This window comes from Micromonospora sp. NBRC 101691, assembly GCF_030269285.1.
Taxonomy (GTDB): domain Bacteria; phylum Actinomycetota; class Actinomycetes; order Mycobacteriales; family Micromonosporaceae; genus Micromonospora; species Micromonospora echinospora.
Window position 1 is genome coordinate 625,715 of the sequence record NZ_BSTB01000001.1, and the last position, 18,050, is coordinate 643,764.

An 18,050-nucleotide genomic window follows, 5' to 3' on the forward strand; every position below is an offset into this window, starting at 1 on the left:
CGGGGTGGAGGTCGTCCTGGGCGGATGCGGTACGGCCCCGGGTGGTCGCGGTGGCACCGGGGGCGGGGGTGTGGTTCTCCTGCGGGGTGGCCGGCGAAGACGACGCGGGCCGGTGGGTGGGGTTGTCGGCGGGCGCGCTCGTGCCGATGGGCGGCGGCGGGCTCGCGGCGTGCACGCTCCACGGGTCGGTGTCCAGGTCGGACACGTACGTCTCGACGCCCAACGTCGCGCGCAGGTGCGCGGCCAGGTCGTCCAGCCAGGGGCGCTCGGTGGCCCAGTGCGCGGCGTCCAGCAGCGCGGGTCCCCCCTCGGCGAGGTGCTCGCCGGCCGGGTGGTGGCGCAGGTCGGCGGTGAGGAACGCGTCCACCCCGGCGGCGGTGGCGTCGGCGAGGAAGCCGTCGCCCGAGCCGCCGCTGACCGCGACGGTACGGATCACGCGGGACGGGTCCCCGGCGGCACGCACCCCCCACGAGGTGGGGGGCAGCACGTCGGCGGCGTGCCGGGTCAGCTCGGCGAGCGTCATCGGGTGGGGCAGCTCGCCGATCCGGCCGATGCCGCGTCCCTCGCCGTACGCCGGGCTGCCCGGCGCGGGCGGGTGCAGCGGGCGGAGCCCGGTCAGTCCGAGCCGCGCCGCGAGCGCGTCGGAGACTCCCGGGTTCGCCACGTCGGCGTTGGTGTGGGCCACGTACAGCGCCACGTCGGCGCGGATGAGCTGGTGCACGATCCGGCCCTTGTACGTCGTCGGCGCGACCGAGGAGACCCCGCGCAGCAGCAGCGGGTGGTGCGCGACGATCATGTCCGCCCCGACCGCGAGGGCCTCGTCGACGGTCTCCGGGACCACGTCGACCACGCATGCGACCCGGCGTACGGCGGTGGTGGGCTCACCGAGCACCAGCCCCACCCGGTCCCACTGTTCGGCCCAGGCGGGTGGGTAGCGCCGCTCCAGCACGGCCACCACGTCGGCGACCGTCGGTCGTGGGGATCCGGTTGTGCTCACGGCGGGCCAGCTTACCGGCGTCGGCCCGGCGGGGACGCGACCCGGCTCGGGACACGTCGCGTCCGGGCCGCGACGGAGCGCACGGGTGGCGGATGAGCAGGGGTCCCCTGCTACCCAGAAAGCGGTAGTAGGGGACCCCTGCAAACAACTGGGGCGACCGGAGCAACCGGGCCGGCCGACCCGGCGCACGACGGATCAGGCGTAGTGGTTCACGCTCACCGGCCGGGTGCCGGTCCACGGGACCCAGCCCTGGAGGGCGGCCGAGATGCCCACCCGGGTGCTGCAATTGATCACCTGGAAGTGCAGGTGCGGCGCGGTCGACGCCCCGGTGCTGCCCACCCAGCCGACGATCCGGCCCTGCGGGACCCAGTCGCCGGGCCAGTAGAAGGACCGGTTCAGGTGCGCGTAGTGGGTGCACGTGCCGTTCGAGTGCCGGATGATCACCTCGATGCCGTTCTGCCAGTACGGCGACCAGTCCGAGTAGACGATGGTGCCGGCCTGCGAGGCGGAGACCTCGTAGTTCACCGGGAGCCCGAAGTCCCAGGCGTACCGGTTGTACACGTCGGTGTGCGAGAACGAGCCTCCCGGCCCCTGTGTCACCAGGTACGACTCACCCGCCGGGTACGGCAGCTCGTAGTAGTAGTTCGCGGCCGAGGCCGGCGTGGCCCCGGTCAGGGTGAGCGCGGCGGCGGTCACCGCCGCGCTCACCATGGCGACCACCCTGCGTAGCACCTTCGATGCGTTCATCACGCTCTCCCCACTTTCCTGCGCGTGACAGAGATTCAGACCTGTCGTTGACGATGCTCCCGGCATCCAAGCAAGCGACACGCGAATGATCAATGTCAGGCGCGGCGGATAGGGGTTACGCAGAGCGGCCGACTTCGACGGCTACCTGGCGGGGCAGGCCGGGGCGGACAGCGCGTCCAGTGCCAACTGCCAGGGGAAGGTGTGCAGGTACCGCTCACCGGTGCCCGGCGCGTGCAGGGGGTAGACGTCGTCGCCGAAGAGCACCGTGACACCCCACTCCCGCAGCCGGTCCAGGGCCGCCCGGAAGGCGGGGTGGGTCGCCATGGCGTTGTTGGTGAAGGGCACCGCCACGATCGGCACGCCGAGCCCCTGTGCCTCCACCAGCAGGCCGAGCGCGAGCGTGTCGGTGATCCCGGCCGCCCACTTGTTGACCGTGTTGACGGTGGCCGGGCAGACCACCATCGCGTCCGCCGGTGGCAGGACGTCCGGGTCCTGCGGCTGCTTGTAGCTGGTGCGGACCGGGTGACCGGTCAGCCGGGCCAGCGCCGGCGCGTCGACGAACTTCGCCCCGTCCGGTGTGGCGACCAGGCACACGTCCCAGCCGTCCCGTTGGGCCAGCTCGACCAGGTGGCCGACCCGGCCGGCCAGTGGCGAACCACAGACGATCACGTAGAGCACCTGCCGGCGGTCGCGCGCCGGGGGGACGACCGCGTTCATATTCCGACTCCCATGTGCTCAGCCAACTCCGCGATCGGCGAAGACGGCGCACCCCGTGTGCGACGCAGGATGTCGGACATCACCTCGTGGGCGATCGGACGGCAGCGGATCTCGGACGACGCGAGCCGGTCACCCTTCAGCAACATCTCCCCGGCGCTGGCCACGTCGCCGATCTGGGCGAAGCCCCGGGCGATGTCGAGCATGTGGTGGGCCCGCCGCTCCGGCAGCAGCCCGTTGAACGCGGGCAGCTCGATGGAGTGATGGGTCTCCACGGCCCGCCCGCCGTCGCCCAGCTCGACGGCGGCGGCGGCCCGGTGCAGCTTCAGGTTGGTCGGCCCGAAACAGGTCCAGTAGTGGTTGTGGTCCCCGCCGAGCCGGTTGGCGGCCTCCTGCGCGCCGTCGAGCAGGTCGTCCACGGTGGCGGAGTCGCCGTCCCGGGCGGCGGCCATCGCGCCCTGGAGCAGCAGCATCCCGTAGACCGAGAGGTGCTCCGGGGTCGCGTCCTGGCCGCCGCCGGGGGCGAGCCGGTTGGCGATCCGCAGGTTCAGCTCCAGCGCGGAACGGGCCCGCCCCATGGCGAGCAGCGCGTTGCCCACCCGGGTGGTGGCGATCCCGGCGAGGAGCGGGTCGTCGGCGCGCTGGGAGACCGCCAGCGCCCGGTCGGCGGCGAGCCAGGCCAGCTCGCACTCGCCGAGTTTGCGCAGCACGGACGAGGTGACCTGGTAGACCTGCCCCAGCAGGTGGGCGGCCTCCCGCCCCTGGTCGTCGCCGCCGTACGCGGCGTCGGCGGCCTGGGCGTCGCGCAGCAGCTTCGGCAGCGCCCGGGTCAGCGAGCCGTACCGGCCGTACTGGTAGGTCAGCCAGGCGTGGTTGACCGCCTTGCGCATGTCGCCGAGCATCGGCGGGTACGGCGCCGCGTCGAAGTACGCGCTGAGCGCGTCGTACCGCTCCAGCGCGGCCCGGATCTGGTCGACCTCGACCTGGTCGATGCAGTGCAACGCGTCGCTGCGCCGTTCCGGGTCCCGGCCGACCAGCAGTTGCACGTCGATCTCGAGGATGTCGGCGATCTCGTAGAGGACGGAGAACTTGTCGAGCCGGCGCACCCCTCGCTCGATCTTGTCGACCCAGCTCTTGGACTTGCCCAACCGATCGGCGAACACCTGTTGCGACATCTTGCGCCGCCCACGCCAGTAGGCCACCCGTCGCCCGATCGGTAACTCGTCCATTCCCGCTCCTTCCACGCCCGGCATCCTCCGGGAGTCCCACCACAGGCGACAAACGTCAGTCTGTTTTGTCCTGATCGCACAGACTGTGCGGCACTCGTCCTGCTGAACCCCATAGCTTTCGTGCAACTTGCATTTCGCCTGTCGCAACGAGCACCGGTGACGGCAGTGACGGGGCTCGACGCCCGACGTGACCGGAACGTGACACCCGAGAGGAGCACACACCATGTGGGGGACCGTCGGACCGCACGTCGTCCATCTGTCGCCGCTCGAACGGGTGCGGCTGCGCCGGATCGCGGTCCGGTACGCGATGCACGGCTGGGAGGTCACCCCCGGCGCGTGCCTCGCCCGCAGCCGCTTCGTCTGTGGCCGGGCCGGCTGCCCGACCGTGGGCTGTCACCCCGCCCTGGAGAACTGGGAACTCGCCGCCAGCACCGACCCGGCCCGGATCGCGACCTGGTGGCGCAGCCGCCCGCACGGGGTGCTGCTCCCCACCGGGCGGGCCTTCGACGTGCTGGAGATGCCCTCGTACCTGGGCCGGCACGTGCTCGACGCGATCTCCGACCACCCCGCCGACCGGGCCCGTGGTCCGGTCGCGGTCACCCCCTCCGGTCGGTGGATGTTCCTGGTCCGCCCCGGCGACCCGCTCCGGCCCGAACTGGACCACTGCTTCCACGTCGTCCGGCACGGGGTCGGTTCGTGGATCCCCGCCCCGCCGACCCGGCTGCCGGAGGGACCGGTGCGCTGGGCCCTCGCGCCGGAACAGGCCCGCTGGCGGCTGCCCGACTCGTACCTCGTGCAGAAGGTGATGGTGGACGCGCTGCGGGCCACCGGCGTCGCCCTGACCGCCGATCTGCTCCCCGGCCAACTCCCGCTCCCCCGTCGCGGCTTCTGACCCCGCCACGTCCCGTTGGGGCGGCGCATCGTTGTTCCGGGTGGGGGCGCGGTCGCGCCCTGATCGGGGGAACGATGTCCATCGACGATTCGGCCCGCCGAGCCGAGGGGGCCGAGCCACCACCGCACCGCCGCCGGGCGTACCGCCGGATCGGCACGAGACCGGCCGGCTCCCGTCCGGGCCGCCCGCGCCCGCTCGGCAGTCGCCCCTCCGGAAGCAACCGCCCACCCCGCTGACGCGGTCAGGCGACGGGCAGGCGCGGTGAGCGCAGGCACCGGCCGCTGTCGGTGACCACCGCGTGTTCGTGCCCGGCCAGCCGACCGAGCCAGCCCGCTCCGGCCGAGCCCATCGCGACCGCCGCCGTGGCGTACGCGTCGGCCACCCCCAGATCCCGGCCGACCACGGTCACCGAGCGCAGGCCCCGGGCCGGCTCGCCGCGACGCGGGTCGACCACGTGGTGTCCCCGCTCGTAGACCCCGGAGGTGGCGACCGCCAGGTCGGTGCCGGTGAGCACGAGGAAGGTGGCGCTGCGGTCCCACGGGTGCTGGAGACCGACCCGCCAGGGCCGGCCGGCCGGGGAGTGGCCGCGTAGCCGGACGTCCCCACCGGCGTTGAGACAGTGGTTGGCGGCCCCGGCGGCGAGCAGCCGGTCCGAGGCGACCTGCGCGGCCCAGCCCTTGACGTAACCGGACGGGTCGAAGCTCCCGGTGGCGTACGCGTCGAACCAGCCGTCCGTCGCCCCCCAGAGGTCCGCGCAGCGTTCCAGCACCAGCCGCAGGTCGGGGGACGCCTCGGAGAGCAGCACCTCGCCCCGGTCGAACCGGCTCACCTCGCTGTCGGCCCGGTACGTGCTGAACCGGGCGTCGACCTCACGCAGCCAGCCGAACGCCTCGTCGGCCAGGTCGTCGAGGACACTCCGGGGCAGGTCGTCGGCGAGGTCCAGGCTGATCGGCGTGCCCATGACCTGCTCGACCCGGCGCAGGCCGGGACGGGCGGGCACGACCTCCGGGCCGGGACGGGCGGGCACGACCTCCGGGCCGGGACGGGCGGGCACGACCTCCGGGCCGGGACGGGCGGGCACGACCTCCGGGCCGGGACGGGCGGGCACGACCTCCGGGCCGGGACGGGCGGGCACGACCTCCGGGCCGGAGCGGGCGGGCACACCCGGGCCGGAGCGGGTGGCCGGCGGGGCGGCGGTACGCAACGCGGCCATGTCAGCGCCGCGCGGCGTCGATGGCGGCCTGCAACGACTGCTGGTACGCGTCGCTGGTCGCGGTGGCCCCGGAGACGGTGTCGAGGTCGGCGTCCTGCCGTCGCACCACCTCCCCGTCGGTGCCGCTGTACCGGTTGTCCACCGAGGAGCTGCGCCGGTCGGACTCGGCGGTCTCCTCGGGCAGTTCCAGGGCGACCACGTCGACGATCCGGTCACCGGTGATGGTGATCCGCACCTGCACGTTGCCGTACTCGTTGCCGACCACCGGCCCGGTGACCGTACGTCGTCCCGACGGCGGCGCGGTGGTCCGGCGCGGGGTGGGGGTGGCGGCGGTGGTCCGGCCGCCCGCGCTCCGGGGCGTGCGGGTGGCCGCGGGGGTGGACGGCTCGTCCGACCGCACGGTGTTCCGGGGCGCGCCGGTCCGGTCGGGGCTGGCCGGCGCGGAGTCGACGGGCGTCGGACCGGTGGGCGCGGGGACCACCGGCGGGCGCTCGGGTGCGGCGGTCTCGGCGACCCGGGTGGTCTCCGGCGCGCCCTTGAGCACGACCAGCAGGGTCGTGCCGGCGGCCAGGCCGGTGACGGCGAGGAACGCGCGACGCATGGGGAACCTCCCTACAGCTCGAACGTGGCGAGGTGGATCTGCCGGCGGGGCACGCCGGCCCGGCGCAGTGCCCGCACCGTCGAGGTGACCAGGCCGGGTGGTCCGCAGAGCCAGACGTCCCGGTCGGCGAGGTCCGGCACGAGCTGGCGCAGCCCCTGCGGGCTCATCAACCGCCGGGGGCCGGGGTCGTCGCGGGAGCCGATGACGTACCAGACGTCGGTGCCGTGGGCCTCGGCCAGCCAGTCCAGCTCCCGGTGCAGCAGCACGTCCTCCGGGGTCCGGGCCCGGTAGATCAGCGCCGCGTTCGGCGGCAGCTCCTCCAGCAGCGCCCGGATCGGGGTGATGCCGCTGCCACCGGCGATCAGCAGGGCCCGGTCCCGGGTGCGGTGTGCGGCGGTGAAGACCCCGGAGGGCCCCTCCGCCCAGACCCGGGTGCCCGGGGCCAGGCCACGCAGACCGGCGGTGTGCCCGCCGACGACCTTGACGGTCAGTCGCACCCACCGGCCGTTGCCGGCCGCGGACGGGGAGAACGGGTGCGCCTGCCACCAACGGCCGGCGGTGAGGAAGCGCCACCGGAGGAACTGCCCGCCGCGCAGGTCGAGCAGGTTCAGCCGGCGGCCGGTCAGGTAGATGGAGATGGTGTCCGGGTTCTCCGCGACCACGTCGGCGACCCGCAGGCCGTGCCGGAGGTTGAAGCGCAGCGGCACCACCAACCGGCCCCAGAGCAGCGCGGCGGCCACCAGCAGGTACGCCACGATCCAGCCGGTGCGCACCGGTCCGGGACGGAAGAGCTGCTGGCCGTGGGCGAACTGGTGGCCGAAGCCGAGCAGCAGCACCAGGTAGCTGCTCAGGTGCAGGTGGTGCCAGAGCTCGTAGGGCAGGGCGGTGCGGACGGCCCGGATCCCGGTGAGGCCGAGCAGGGTCAGGATGCCGGCGGCGGCGAACGCGCCGGGCATGTCCTCGTAGTCGCGCAGCAGCACCCCCGCCTCGGCCAGCACCGACTGCTTCTGCAACCGGGCGTACCCGGTCAGCGTCAGCGACACGTGGGCCAGCACCGCGACCAGCAGGGTCACCCCGATGTCCCGGTGCCAGCGGGCGATCTGCTCGCCGCCGAGCCGGCGTTCCAGCACCGGCAGTCGGCTCATCAGCAGCACCTGCACCAGCAGCAGGTAGCCGGCGACCAGGCCGGTGATCCGGCCGGCGGCGGTCAGCGTGGCGGTGGTGGTGCGCAGCGAGTCGTCCGGGGTCTGCCACCACCAGGGCAGCACGGCCAGCAGCAACCCGGCCCAGAGCACCGCGAGCACCGCGCGGCGGCCGGCGGGCCCGCGTCGGGGCGGCACCCGTGGCGGTACAGCCGCAGCCGACCGGCCGCCGGAGCGGGACGGGGTCCCGCCGCGACGGCCGGCGGCGTGGGTACGGGGGTACGTCACGCGTACATCTTGATCGGGGTGTACTTCATCCGGGGGAAGATCTTGTCCACCTCCGCGTTGGTCAGCCCGAAGCGACCCTGCGCGACGGAGCCGTAGACGTTGAACATGTTGTTGTACTCCGGCACGTCACCGCTGTCGAGGTCGTCCAGCCCCTGCCAGGCGCCGAGCAGCGCGCCGGTGAGCCGGCGTCCGGACAGGACGGTCACCACCCCGCCGTGCCCGTGGTCGGTGCCGCCGCTGTTCGAGGCGACCCGGCGACCGAACTCGCTGGAGACCATGACGGTGACGTCGGCGGCCTGGTCGCCGAGGTCGGTGAAGAACGCGGCCATCGCCTCGGCCAGCTCGTTGAGCCGGCGCCAGAGCTGCCCGCCGTCGCGGGTGCCCTGGTTCTCGTGGGTGTCGTAGCCGCCCATGCCGACGGTGGCCACCCGCACGTTCGCGCCGCCCTTGATGAGCTGGGCGAGCTGCTTGAACGAGTTGCCGACGCCCCGGTACTCGACCCCCTCGGCGGCCTGGTACGGCTTGGCGGCCAGCTTCTGGGCGGTGGCGAGCGCGCCGAGCCCGTCCTGGACGGCCTCCTCGACCGGGTGGTTGATGCCGGTGAAGAGCCCCTTGATGGCCTTCTCGGTGGCGGCCCGGTACTTCTCGTCGCCGTTAAGCCGCAGCGAGCCGACGCTGCCCAGGGAGAGCGCGCCGTTGGTGCCGACCAGCGACCGGGGCAGGGTGCTGCCGATGCCGACGCTGCGGAACGCGGTGCCCTTGCCGAGGTGGTCGACGAGGCTGTCCAGCCAGCCCCGGCCGCCGGTCTCGCCGGGCAGGCCGCCCAGGTTGCAGGCGTCGGCGGCCTGGAAGTGGCTGCGGGAGAGCCGCTCGTCGGAGACTGCCGGGACGAAGCCGAGCTGCCCGGCCTTCAGCCACTTCTCCAGCGGCTTGAACGCGCTGGTCAGTTTGAAGCCCCGGGCCAGCGCGAGGGAGTCGGAGCCGAGCAGCAGGTCGGGGCGGGCCTTGGCCAGCACCGGGTCGTCGGCGGGGGCGACCAGGCTCAGCCCGTCGAGTCCACCGTAGAGGAAGACGTGGATCAGGGTGCCGGTCTTGGTGGCGGCGAACGACGCCGAGGTGGTGACGAACTGCGCGGTGGCCAGCGCGGTGGCGGTGGCGGCGGCCCCGGCGACGAAGGTCCGCCGGGTCACCCCGCGCCCGTCCTGCTGGGCCTCCTCCTCCGCCTCCAGGCGCAGGTAGCGGTCCCGTTCGGCGGCGTTCTCGGCGGCCACGACGTCCGCCTCCGCCCGCAGCAGCGCCTCGGCCGGGTCGTCCGCCAGCCGACGCAGGTCCGGGCATTCGGGGTGCAGGGGGTACGAGTACACAGTCTTCTCCATCGGGTGCCTCACCGGAGGTGGTGCTGGGGGGACGCGAGGATCGCCCGCGCGACGGCGGTGACGGCCCCGTTGAACGACGCGTCGACCTTCGTGTCGGCCGACACCCCGGCGACGCCGAGGATCAGCGCCTTCTCCCGGGCGGTCAGCTTCTGGTGCACGAGCCGCCGGGCGAGCGCGTCCACGTACGCCCCGGCGGTGGTCGGCGGCTTCGCGACCAGCCGTTCCGGCTTGACGTAGGAGAACTCCCGGCGGTACCCGTTGACCACGTCACCGGCCTCGTTCCAGCCGTTGACCATCGTGCCGGCGGAGGTCCAGGCGACGTAGACGTCGGGGTAGCCGTCCGGGGTGGGCTGGCCCATCGGGTAGTGGCCGAGTTCCCGCAGCCGGTCGTGGATCCGGCGCAGCCCCCGGGCGTACGGGGTGCGCTTGCTGTCGTCGGCCTTGTGGTCGGGGGACGCCTCCGGCGAGACGCCGAGCACCCGGTACGTGGCGATCAGGTACTCCATCGGGCGACGGACCTTCTGCCCCACCGACGCCCAGAACTCCGACGAGCTGAACAGGGTCATCAGCACCGGCTTGATCAGCCCGTCGTTGGCGCTGTACGTCTTGGCGAGCCGGTCCACCAGCGTCTTCGGCGGGGTGTCCGAGACGAACCGGGTGGCGAGACTCTGCGCCACGTACCGGGCGGTGGAGGGGTGCAGCGCGATGTAGCGGATGTACGCGTCGATGACCGCGTCGGCCTTCTTCGGGTCCTTCGAGCCGTTGGCGTGGGTGAAGCCGAGGATCTTGACCTTGCCGACGTAGTGCCGGTCCTCGCGGAAGACGTACTCGCCGTCCTTCACTCCCCGTCCGGTCTGGAGCAGGGCCGCCTGCCGGACGTCCTTCTCGGTGTAGCCGCCGTCCACGCCGACCGAGTACAGCTCCAGGTTCTCCCGGGCGAGGTTCTCGTTGACCGCGTCGGCACGGGAGTCGTTCTGGTTGAGGTAGAGCAGCAGCGCCGGGTGCCGGTTCGCGGCGACCAGCATCTCCGGGTAGCTGGTCAGGGCGTACTTGCGGACCACGTCGACGTCGAAGGAGTGCCGGTACACCTCGCCGCCGTCGAAGTCGGCGGCGACGTGCAGGAAGTCGTTCCAGAAGTCGACCATCACCTCGAAGAGCTGCCGCTCCGACCAGATCTGCCGGGCGATGGTGGCGTCCACCATCTCCTTCTCCGGCTGCGCGCCGCGCTCGTTGAGCTGCTCACGCTGCTCCCGGAGCTGCTTCGGGGTCAGCCGCAGGGTGGGCAGCTCGCTGAGCTTCAGCTCGGCCTTCGTCGGGGCGATCTTCTCCGGGTCGAGCTGCCAGCGCAGCCAGGCGTCGATGCCCATCCGTTCGATGTCGGCGAGCACCTTGGGCGTCGCGCCGAACGTGGTCCGGGTGGCGAGGTGCCGGGCCGGGTCCTTGGCCAGCACCGTCTTGACGGTGACCGTGGTGGCCGCCGCGGCGGCGGCCGGACCGGAGAAGGTACGGCCACCGGCCGGGGTGTTCTTCTTCAGCGCCGCACCGGCCCGGGAGCCCATGTAGCTCTCGTTCTGCTCGGTGTAGGTGCGCACGGTGCTCGGTTGTTGCCCGCTCGGGCGGTTCGCGTTGCCGTCGGTGGCCCGGGTGACGGTCGCGTCGCCGGGCGCGTCGTCGCCGAAGAGGCCGCGCACCTGCGGGGTCATCGCGAGCGCGGCGCCACCGGCGACCACCGCGGCGGTGCCGCCGAGCGCGGCGAGGGCCCGCCGGCGGCTCCGGCGGCGGCTGTCCTCGGAGTCGTCGTCCAGGTCGGGCAGTCCCGGGTCACCGCCGTGTCCCTGGGGGCCGGGTCCGGCCGGGCCGATCCACTGCGGTCCCCGGCGGGCGGTCGACCCACCCGGGGCGGGCCAGGAGGCCGGCGTCGGTTGCGCCTGTCCCGGCCACGGGGCGTACGACGCCCGGGGGTCGTCGGGCTGGCCGGTGTAGTACGGATACGTCGACCCGGAACCGGACGAGTACGGCGGGGACGGGTACGGATCGTGGTACGCGTCGGGGGTGGGGTGGTGTCGTCCGTCCCAGCGGCCCTCGTCCCGCGGCCGGCGTGGTGGCACGTTCTGGTCGGCCATGTACCAATCCTGTTTTCTGCTGAATTCTGCCCGGAACCGGCGTCAGGTGCGGCGCGACGGCGAGGGCAGTCGATGTCTGAGGGGGGTTCTACGGCACGGTAACCAAGCGGTAGAGGGCCATCAAGGTGCGCTGACGCCACCCGGAGGGCCACTTAAGACACGCCTGCACCAGGCGCCGGGCAGGTCGGATATCCGCCGGTGCGGCGGCAACCGTCCCGAGCAGGCCCAACCCGGGGCCGGACCGCCCGAACGCGACGTTTCCCCACGTCGCCGCAGGTTCCGGCCGGACCGCAGGCACAGTGAAACTTAAGGTTCCACTAAGTGGTCGCTGAGGCGTCCACCTGCGGACACGCAGGCGGGACCGCGCGTGCCGCCGGTGGCGAACCACCGGCCAGGATCCGGCCCACCCGACGCCGTCGCGGCATCGCGGGCAAAGAAGCAGCAGCAGGGGCGTGAGCCGCCACCGCAGCGGGTATGCCGCCGGACCGCTGAACCGCATGAGGGGAAGGCACCGCCATGCTCAGCAAAGAGGACCAGCGAAGGTTCGAGCAGATCACCCGGTATCTCCGGGAGAGCGACCCGGCGTTCTTTTCCCGGCTCGACCAACGGGCGCGGGCGCACCGGGGCCGCTACCTGGTGCTGTTGACGATCGTGCTGTGGGCCTCGCTGCCGGCGATGACCGTGCTCGCCGGACGGGTGGCCGGCGCGATCTGCGCCGTGGTGCTCCTGGCCAACTCCGCCCTGCTGTGGCGGCACCGACGGCGATGGCTGTGACGGCCCGCCGACCCCACCGGTCCCGCCGTGGGACGGGCCGCCGTCACTCCCGACCGTCCTCGGCGGAGTCGGCACCGGACGGACCGCTGCCGGACCGACCGACGGGTCCGGTGCCGACCACGCCGCCGGCCGGAGCGGAGTCCGTCGCAGCACCGGTCAGGCCGGTGCCGACCACGCCGTCGATCGCGCCGCCGTCGATCGCGCTGGCTTCGGTCGCGCCGAAGCGCCGGTACGCCCGGCGTAGCCGCTCGGTCAGGCCCGGCCCGCCGAGCGCGCTGTCCGGCGGCCCGAGCTGGCGCAGCACCAGCTCCGGCTCCGTGGCCAGCGTCGGCGGACGCTCGGGCAGGGGCACCGGTGGCAGCCAGAACCGGTCCACCTGGTCGGCCAGGGACGGGTCGGGCAGGTCACCGAGCACCCGTCCGGCACCGGCCGCACGAGGTGCGGCCGACCCGCTGGTGGGCACGGCTGCCGGCCGCCCGCCGCTCGGTCCCGTCGCCGCGCCGACCGGCGCGGTGCTGGTCGGACCGGGATGGGACGTGACCGCGCCGCGCAGGGCGCGGAGCCGGTCGAGCAGTTCCGCACGGCTCCGGCCGCGCCAGTGCAGCAGCCGGAACGGGTCGGCGTCGAACGCCTCGGCCAGCAGATAGAAGGTGGCCGCCAGATGCTTGCAGGGCACCGCGACGTCGGGACAGGAACAGTGCTGGTCCAGCTCGCCGACACCGGCCGGGAACAGGGGCGCGCCGACGGCGGCGAACAGCTCCTCCAGCTCGCCGGGAAGGTCGCCGGCGAGCAGCCGGGCGCTGAAGAACGCCTGCGCGGCCAGCGCCTCCTCCAGGCGCGTCCAGACCGGTTCCGGGAACCGGGCCAGCTCGATGCGGACCTGGTACGGCCGGGGTCGGGAGCCCTGCACCACGGCGGTGACCGCGCCGGGCGCGACGTCCAGGGCGAGCACCTGGCCGGCGCGGGCGTAGGCGCGTCCCCGGGTCAGCCGGGTGCCCAGCGCGAAGGACTCCAGCACCTCCACGAACCGCCGGGACCACCAGGACTGACCGATCGCGCCCCGGCTGCTGCGGGCCCGTAGTCCCCCGGTGACGCGGCGGGGTGGACCGTAGTCGGCGAACCGCCGCTCGGCGGGGCTCACTCGACCACCGCCTGCGGGGCGAGGGTGAGCAGGTCACGCAGGTCGGCGGTGGACAACTCGGTCAACCACTGCTCGCCGCTGCCCACGACCCGCGCGGCCAGCCCACGCTTCTCGGCGATCATGGCCGCGACCTTCTCCTCCACCGTGCCGGCGCAGACGAACTTGCGGACCTGCACGCGGCGACGCTGCCCGATCCGGAACGCCCGGTCGGTCGCCTGGTCCTCCACCGCCGGGTTCCACCACCGGTCCACGTGCACCACGTGGTTCGCGGCGGTCAGGGTGAGCCCGGTGCCGCCGGCCTTGAGGGAGAGCACGAACAGCGCGGGGCCGTCCGGGGACTGGAAGCCGGTGACCATCTCGTCCCGGTCGGCCTTGCCGACCCCGCCGTGCAGGAAGAGCACCTCCCGGCCGAACCGGGCCGACAGGTGCCCGCGCAGCATGCCGCCGAACTCGGCGTACTGGCTGAACAGCAGTGCCTTCTCCCCCGCCGCGAGGACCTCGTCGAGGATCTCCTCCAGCCGGGCCAGCTTGCCGGACCGGCCGGGCAGCGCCGAGCCGTCGCGCAGCAGGTGGGCCGGATGGTTGCAGACCTGTTTCAGCTTGGTCATGGTGGCGAGCACCAGACCGCGCCGCTCGATCCCGTCGCTGGACTCGATCTTCGCCAGCATGTCGTCGACCACCGCCTGGTAGAGCGCGGCCTGTTCGGCGGTGAGGTTGCAGAGCACCTCCATCTCCAGCTTCTCGGGCAGGTCGGAGATGATCGACGAGTCGGTCTTGAGCCGCCGCAGCACGAACGGCCCGGTGACCCGGCGCAGCCGCCCGGCCGTCTCCTCGTCGCCGTGGCGCTCGATCGGCTCGGCGTACGACCTGCGGAAGGAGGAGGCCGGGCCGAGCAGGCCGGGATTGGCGAACTGCATGATCGACCAGAGGTCGGCGAGACGGTTCTCCACCGGCGTACCGGTGACCGCGATCCGGTGCCGGGCGGGCAGCGCCCGGACCGCCTCGGCCTGACGGGTGGCCGCGTTCTTGATCGCCTGTGCCTCGTCCACCACCACCCGGTGCCAGTCGATGCCGGCCAGCGCGACCGCGTCCCGGGCGGCCACCGCGTACGTGGTGATCATCAGGTCCGTGTCCTGCACCGCCTCGGCGAACCGCTCGCCCCGCGCCCGGTCCGTGCCGTGGTGCACACGCACCCGCAGCTTCGGGGTGAACCGGGCCGCCTCCCGCTGCCAGTTGCCGACCAGCGACATCGGGCAGACCAGCAGGGTCGGCCCGGCCTCCGGCGGGTCGGCGGCGAGCAGGGCGAGCAGTTGCACCGTCTTGCCGAGCCCCATGTCGTCGGCGAGGACCGCACCCAGCCCGAGGGACTGGAGGAAGGCCAGCCAGGCCAGCCCCCGCCGCTGGTACGGCCGCAGCTCGCCGGCGAAGCCCGGCGGCGGGTCCAGCGGGGCGAGCCGCCGCTCCGCCTCCCCGGAGAGCAGGTCACCGAGTGCGCCGTCGGCGCTGATCTCCAGCACCGGCAGGGACGCGTCACCGCTGTCGGCCAGGCCGAGCCGGAGCAGGTCGGCCACGGTCAGCTCACCGGAGGAACGAAGCAGTCGCAGGCCGGCGGCGAGCCGCTTCGGGTCCAGCTCGACCCACTGCCCGCGCAGCCGGACCAGCGGGCTCTTCCGTTCCGCCAACGCGGCCAACTCCTCGGCGGTCAGCGGCTGGTCGCCCAGGGCCAGCTCCCAGCGGTAGTCCACCAGGGCGTCCAGCCCGACGCCGCCCGGGGTGGCCACGGTGCCCGGTGCGGTCCGGCTGCGGGCCGTCAGGCGCGCGCCGAGCCGGGCGCCCGGGCGGTGCCACCAGCCGGGCAGCAGCACCCCGAAGCCGGCGGCGTGCAGCACCGGAGCGCCCTCCCGGAGGAAGCGGTGCGCTCCCTCGGCGTCGAGTTCCATGGCCTCCGGAGTCGCGGTGCGTAACGCGTCGTCCAGCTCCGGCCAGAGCCGGCTGGCCCGGCCCAGCTCGGCCAGGAGTGTCTCCTGCGGGGCGTCGAGCCGGTCCGCGAACACGCTGGCACTCGCCGGGTCACGCCAGATCGACTCGGCGCCGACCAGCAGGCCCGGCTCGTCGGCGGCCTGCAACCCGAACTCGACCCGCCAGACGCCCGCGTCGACGGGGTCGTCCGGCGCGGCCGGGGCGGTCGGGTCACCGGAGGCGGTGGGGCCGTCGGAGGCGGTCGGGCCTTCCGGGGCGGTCGGGCCATCCGGGGCGGTCGGGCCGTCGGACGCGTCCACGTCGTCGGACGCGTCCACGGCGATCGTCGGCGGCTCGGTCAGCCGGAAACTGGCCCGGACCGGACTACCGACCGCGTCCCGCTGCCAGGCGTCCAGCCCGGCCCGGAGCGCCTCCCGGTCGACCGGGTCGACCGCGAACCCGGGCCGGGGAGCGGTCAGCGCGGTCAACCAGGCGGCGACCGGGTCACGCCGTCCGGTTCCGGGCAGCCGGAGGCCGTCCAGGGCGGCCCGGGCGGCGGCGTCGGTGAGCGCGTCGAGCGCGTCGGCGACCACGTCGGCCGGGCTCGGCGCACCGTCGGGGGCATCGGCCCGGCTCGACGGGCCACCGGCGACCCGACCGCGCCGACCCGACGTGCTGTCCTCGGCCCGCCCCGCCGGACCCGGCCCGCCCCCGGCGACCGGTGCCACGGCACGGACCGACGGCGGCAGGGCCAGGGTGAGCGCCCGCGCCCAGCCGGCGTCCGCGCCGGTGAGCAGCGGATGCCAGCAGGCGACCGCCCCGTCGGCGCGGCCGTGGCGCACTCCGCCCGCCGTCCGGTCCCGGCCCGGCCGGTCGTCGTCGGCCACCACCGGCAGGACACGCCCCCGGGCCACCAGATCGGCGGCGAAGGCGGACAGCTCGGCGAGGTGCCGCAGACCGGCACCGGGCGTCCCGGCGTACCCGTCGATCCGACGGAGCACGGCGAGGGCGCCGGCCGGGGCGTACTCCAGGGTGGGCACCCGCCAGCGGGCCAGGGTGACCGCGCCGCGGACCGGGTCCACGGCGGCGGTGCGGACCAGTTCCGGCGAGTCGAGCGGCGCGCCACCCCGGGTGGGCAGGGCGAGCGCCGCCGAGCCGTGCGTGGCGGACGCGGCGGCCGGACCGAGCGCGGCAGCCAGCGCGGCGTGGTCGGCGGCGAAGGGGTGCGGACGTTCCCGGGGAGGACGTCCGGCGCGTCGGGGCGGACGCGTCGGGGCGGTGCTCTCCTCGGCCCAGAGGGCGAGCCCGACGCCGACCAGCCACACCCCGTGGATGAGCAGCACACGTCTCCCCTCGTCGTCGCCCGGGGACAGGATAGTGAGCCGGCCCGGGATACCGTCGGCGCCGTGTCCGGACTTCTGGTGATCGGCGGTCTCGGCGTGGACGTGCGGGTACGCGTGCCCGCGCTTCCGCTGCCCCTGGCCGACTCCCTCCACGTGGACCCCGTCGACCTGCGGATCGGCAACACCGGTGCGGGGGTGGCGCTCGCCGCGCACGCGCTCGGACTGCCGGTGACGGTGGTCGACGTGGTCGGCGACGACCCGCCCGGTGACGTGGTCCGGGCGGCGCTGGCCCGGACGGACGCCACGACGGTGCTGCGGACGGACGACCGGGGCACCCGACGGTCGGTGAACCTGGTCGACCCGGCCGGACGGCGCATGTCGCTCTACGACTCCCGCCCGTGGCAGGGGCCGCCCCCGTTCACCGCCGACGAGCTGGCCGCGCTGGTCGCGCGGGCGGCCCACGTACACCTGTCGATCATGGATTGGACGCACGACCTGCTGCCGACCCTGCGGGCCGCCCTCCCGGAGGGTGTCGGCGTCTCGACGGACCTGCACGACTGGGACGGCCGGAACCCCTACCACCGCCCCTTCGCCGAGGTCGCCGACCTGGTCTTCGTCAGCGGGGTACGGCTGGGCGCGGACGCCGCCGCGACGGCCACCGCGCTGACGCCCCGGACCGTGGTGGTCACCCACGGCGCGGACGGCGCGGCGCTGTACCGGCCGGACCACCCGCCGGTCCGGGTGCCGGCGGCGACGCCGCCCGCGCCGGTGCTGGACAGCAACGGCGCGGGGGACGCCTTCGCGGCCGGGTTCCTCGCCGCCCGGCTGCGCGGCGACGCCCCGGAGGCGGCGGCCCGGTACGCGGCGGAGGTGGCGGCGGCGGCCTGCGCCCACGACGGCATGGAGTACCCGTCGGGACTGCTCCCGCGGCCCTGAGGCCCGTCCCCGGTCACACCGTTCCGGTCGCCCCGTCGGTCAGTTCCCGCAGGATGTCCGCGTGGCCGGCGTGCCGGGCGGTCTCCTCGATCATGTGCACGTAGATCCAGCGCAGGTTCACCTCGCCGAGCTGCGGCTGCGGCACCACGTGGTCGAGCGGGAACCGGGCGGCGACCTCGCGGGACCGGGCGCAGGCCGCCTCGTACGCCTCGGCCAGCCGTTCGACGGTGTCCGCCGGGTCGACGGTCCAGCTCAGCCGGCCCGCCTCGGCGGAGAACACGTGCTCCTCGCCCGGTGCGGGGGCGAGCAGGCGGGGGAACCAGTTCGCCTCCACCATCGTGAGGTGCTTGACCACGCCGGCGACCGTCGTGTCGGAGGGCACCAGCCGGCGGGTCGCGTCGGTGGAGGTGAGGCCCCGCAGCTTCGTGAGCACCACCTGCCGGTGCAGGTCGAGGAAGGCCTCCAGCACGGCCCGCTCGTCGCCGGTACGGGCGATCACCGGGGCGAGCGTGGGATCGACGGACGGGTGGATGGTGGTCTCGGCCATGGCGTCGACCGTAGTGAGGGATCCGACC

General features: G+C 74.3%; 13 protein-coding genes and 2 pseudogenes. 3 read left to right on the plus strand and 12 right to left on the minus strand.

Annotated features, from left to right (window positions below):
- Positions 1–157 precede the first annotated feature (157 nt).
- The 4 genes and pseudogenes from QSK20_RS02670 to QSK20_RS02685 form a co-directional block, all read right to left on the minus strand.
- Positions 158–997, minus strand: a pseudogene (locus QSK20_RS02670) (Nif3-like dinuclear metal center hexameric protein); the annotation flags it as partial.
- 195 nt (positions 998–1,192) lie between these two features.
- Positions 1,193–1,744, minus strand: a complete 552-nt coding sequence (locus tag QSK20_RS02675; protein WP_285786922.1) for a M23 family metallopeptidase — start codon at positions 1,742–1,744, stop codon at positions 1,193–1,195.
- 141 nt (positions 1,745–1,885) lie between these two features.
- Complete coding sequence (locus QSK20_RS02680) at positions 1,886–2,461, minus strand: flavoprotein (RefSeq protein WP_285786923.1); 576 nt, start codon at positions 2,459–2,461, stop codon at positions 1,886–1,888.
- Positions 2,458–3,687: a helix-turn-helix domain-containing protein gene (locus QSK20_RS02685; RefSeq protein ID WP_285786924.1), complete on the minus strand. Its 1,230-nt coding sequence runs from the start codon at positions 3,685–3,687 to the stop codon at positions 2,458–2,460. The genes QSK20_RS02680 and QSK20_RS02685 overlap by 4 nt, the downstream gene beginning before the upstream one ends.
- A gap of 223 nt (positions 3,688–3,910) precedes the next feature.
- On the opposite strand from QSK20_RS02685, the gene QSK20_RS02690 reads away from it, so the two are divergent.
- Complete coding sequence (locus QSK20_RS02690; RefSeq protein WP_285786925.1) at positions 3,911–4,579, plus strand: bifunctional DNA primase/polymerase; 669 nt, start codon at positions 3,911–3,913, stop codon at positions 4,577–4,579.
- Between the two features lie 241 nt (positions 4,580–4,820).
- Here QSK20_RS02690 and QSK20_RS02695 read toward each other — a convergent pair whose 3' ends face one another.
- From QSK20_RS02695 to QSK20_RS02715, 5 genes are all read right to left on the minus strand, one after another.
- Positions 4,821–5,540, minus strand: a complete 720-nt coding sequence (locus tag QSK20_RS02695; protein WP_285787196.1) for an FAD:protein FMN transferase — start codon at positions 5,538–5,540, stop codon at positions 4,821–4,823.
- Between the two features lie 253 nt (positions 5,541–5,793).
- Positions 5,794–6,393 (minus strand): FMN-binding protein, encoded by a 600-nt coding sequence (locus QSK20_RS02700; RefSeq protein ID WP_285786926.1) that lies wholly within the window; start codon positions 6,391–6,393, stop codon positions 5,794–5,796.
- Positions 6,394–6,404: 11 nt separating this feature from the next.
- The gene (locus QSK20_RS02705) at positions 6,405–7,823 is read right to left on the minus strand and encodes a ferredoxin reductase family protein (RefSeq protein ID WP_285786927.1); all 1,419 of its coding nucleotides are present in this window, start codon (positions 7,821–7,823) and stop codon (positions 6,405–6,407) included.
- Positions 7,820–9,199, minus strand: coding sequence for a DUF1501 domain-containing protein (locus tag QSK20_RS02710; protein WP_285786928.1), 1,380 nt, complete (start codon positions 9,197–9,199; stop codon positions 7,820–7,822). The genes QSK20_RS02705 and QSK20_RS02710 overlap by 4 nt, the downstream gene beginning before the upstream one ends.
- An 8-nt stretch (positions 9,200–9,207) precedes the next feature.
- The gene (locus tag QSK20_RS02715; RefSeq protein WP_285786929.1) at positions 9,208–11,322 is read right to left on the minus strand and encodes a DUF1800 domain-containing protein; all 2,115 of its coding nucleotides are present in this window, start codon (positions 11,320–11,322) and stop codon (positions 9,208–9,210) included.
- Between the two features lie 516 nt (positions 11,323–11,838).
- Here QSK20_RS02715 and QSK20_RS02720 point away from each other — a divergent pair.
- The gene (locus QSK20_RS02720) at positions 11,839–12,096 is read left to right on the plus strand and encodes a DUF3040 domain-containing protein (protein WP_088982740.1); all 258 of its coding nucleotides are present in this window, start codon (positions 11,839–11,841) and stop codon (positions 12,094–12,096) included.
- Between the two features lie 217 nt (positions 12,097–12,313).
- Here QSK20_RS02720 and QSK20_RS02725 read toward each other — a convergent pair.
- A pseudogene (locus QSK20_RS02725) lies at positions 12,314–13,237 on the minus strand (SWIM zinc finger family protein); the annotation flags it as partial.
- On the minus strand, positions 13,234–16,539 hold the full coding sequence (locus tag QSK20_RS02730; protein WP_285786930.1) for a DEAD/DEAH box helicase: 3,306 nt from the start codon (positions 16,537–16,539) through the stop codon (positions 13,234–13,236). The gene QSK20_RS02730 and the pseudogene QSK20_RS02725, both read right to left, overlap by 4 nt.
- A 63-nt stretch (positions 16,540–16,602) precedes the next feature.
- Here QSK20_RS02730 and QSK20_RS02735 point away from each other — a divergent pair, with 63 nt between their 5' ends.
- Complete coding sequence (locus QSK20_RS02735) at positions 16,603–17,475, plus strand: carbohydrate kinase family protein (protein ID WP_285786931.1); 873 nt, start codon at positions 16,603–16,605, stop codon at positions 17,473–17,475.
- Positions 17,476–17,488: 13 nt separating this feature from the next.
- On the opposite strand, the gene QSK20_RS02740 is transcribed toward QSK20_RS02735, so the two are convergent.
- Positions 17,489–17,974 carry a DinB family protein gene (locus QSK20_RS02740; RefSeq protein ID WP_416905864.1) on the minus strand — a complete coding sequence of 162 codons (486 nt, stop codon included), beginning with the start codon at positions 17,972–17,974 and terminating at the stop codon, positions 17,489–17,491.
- Positions 17,975–18,050: the final 76 nt, after the last annotated feature.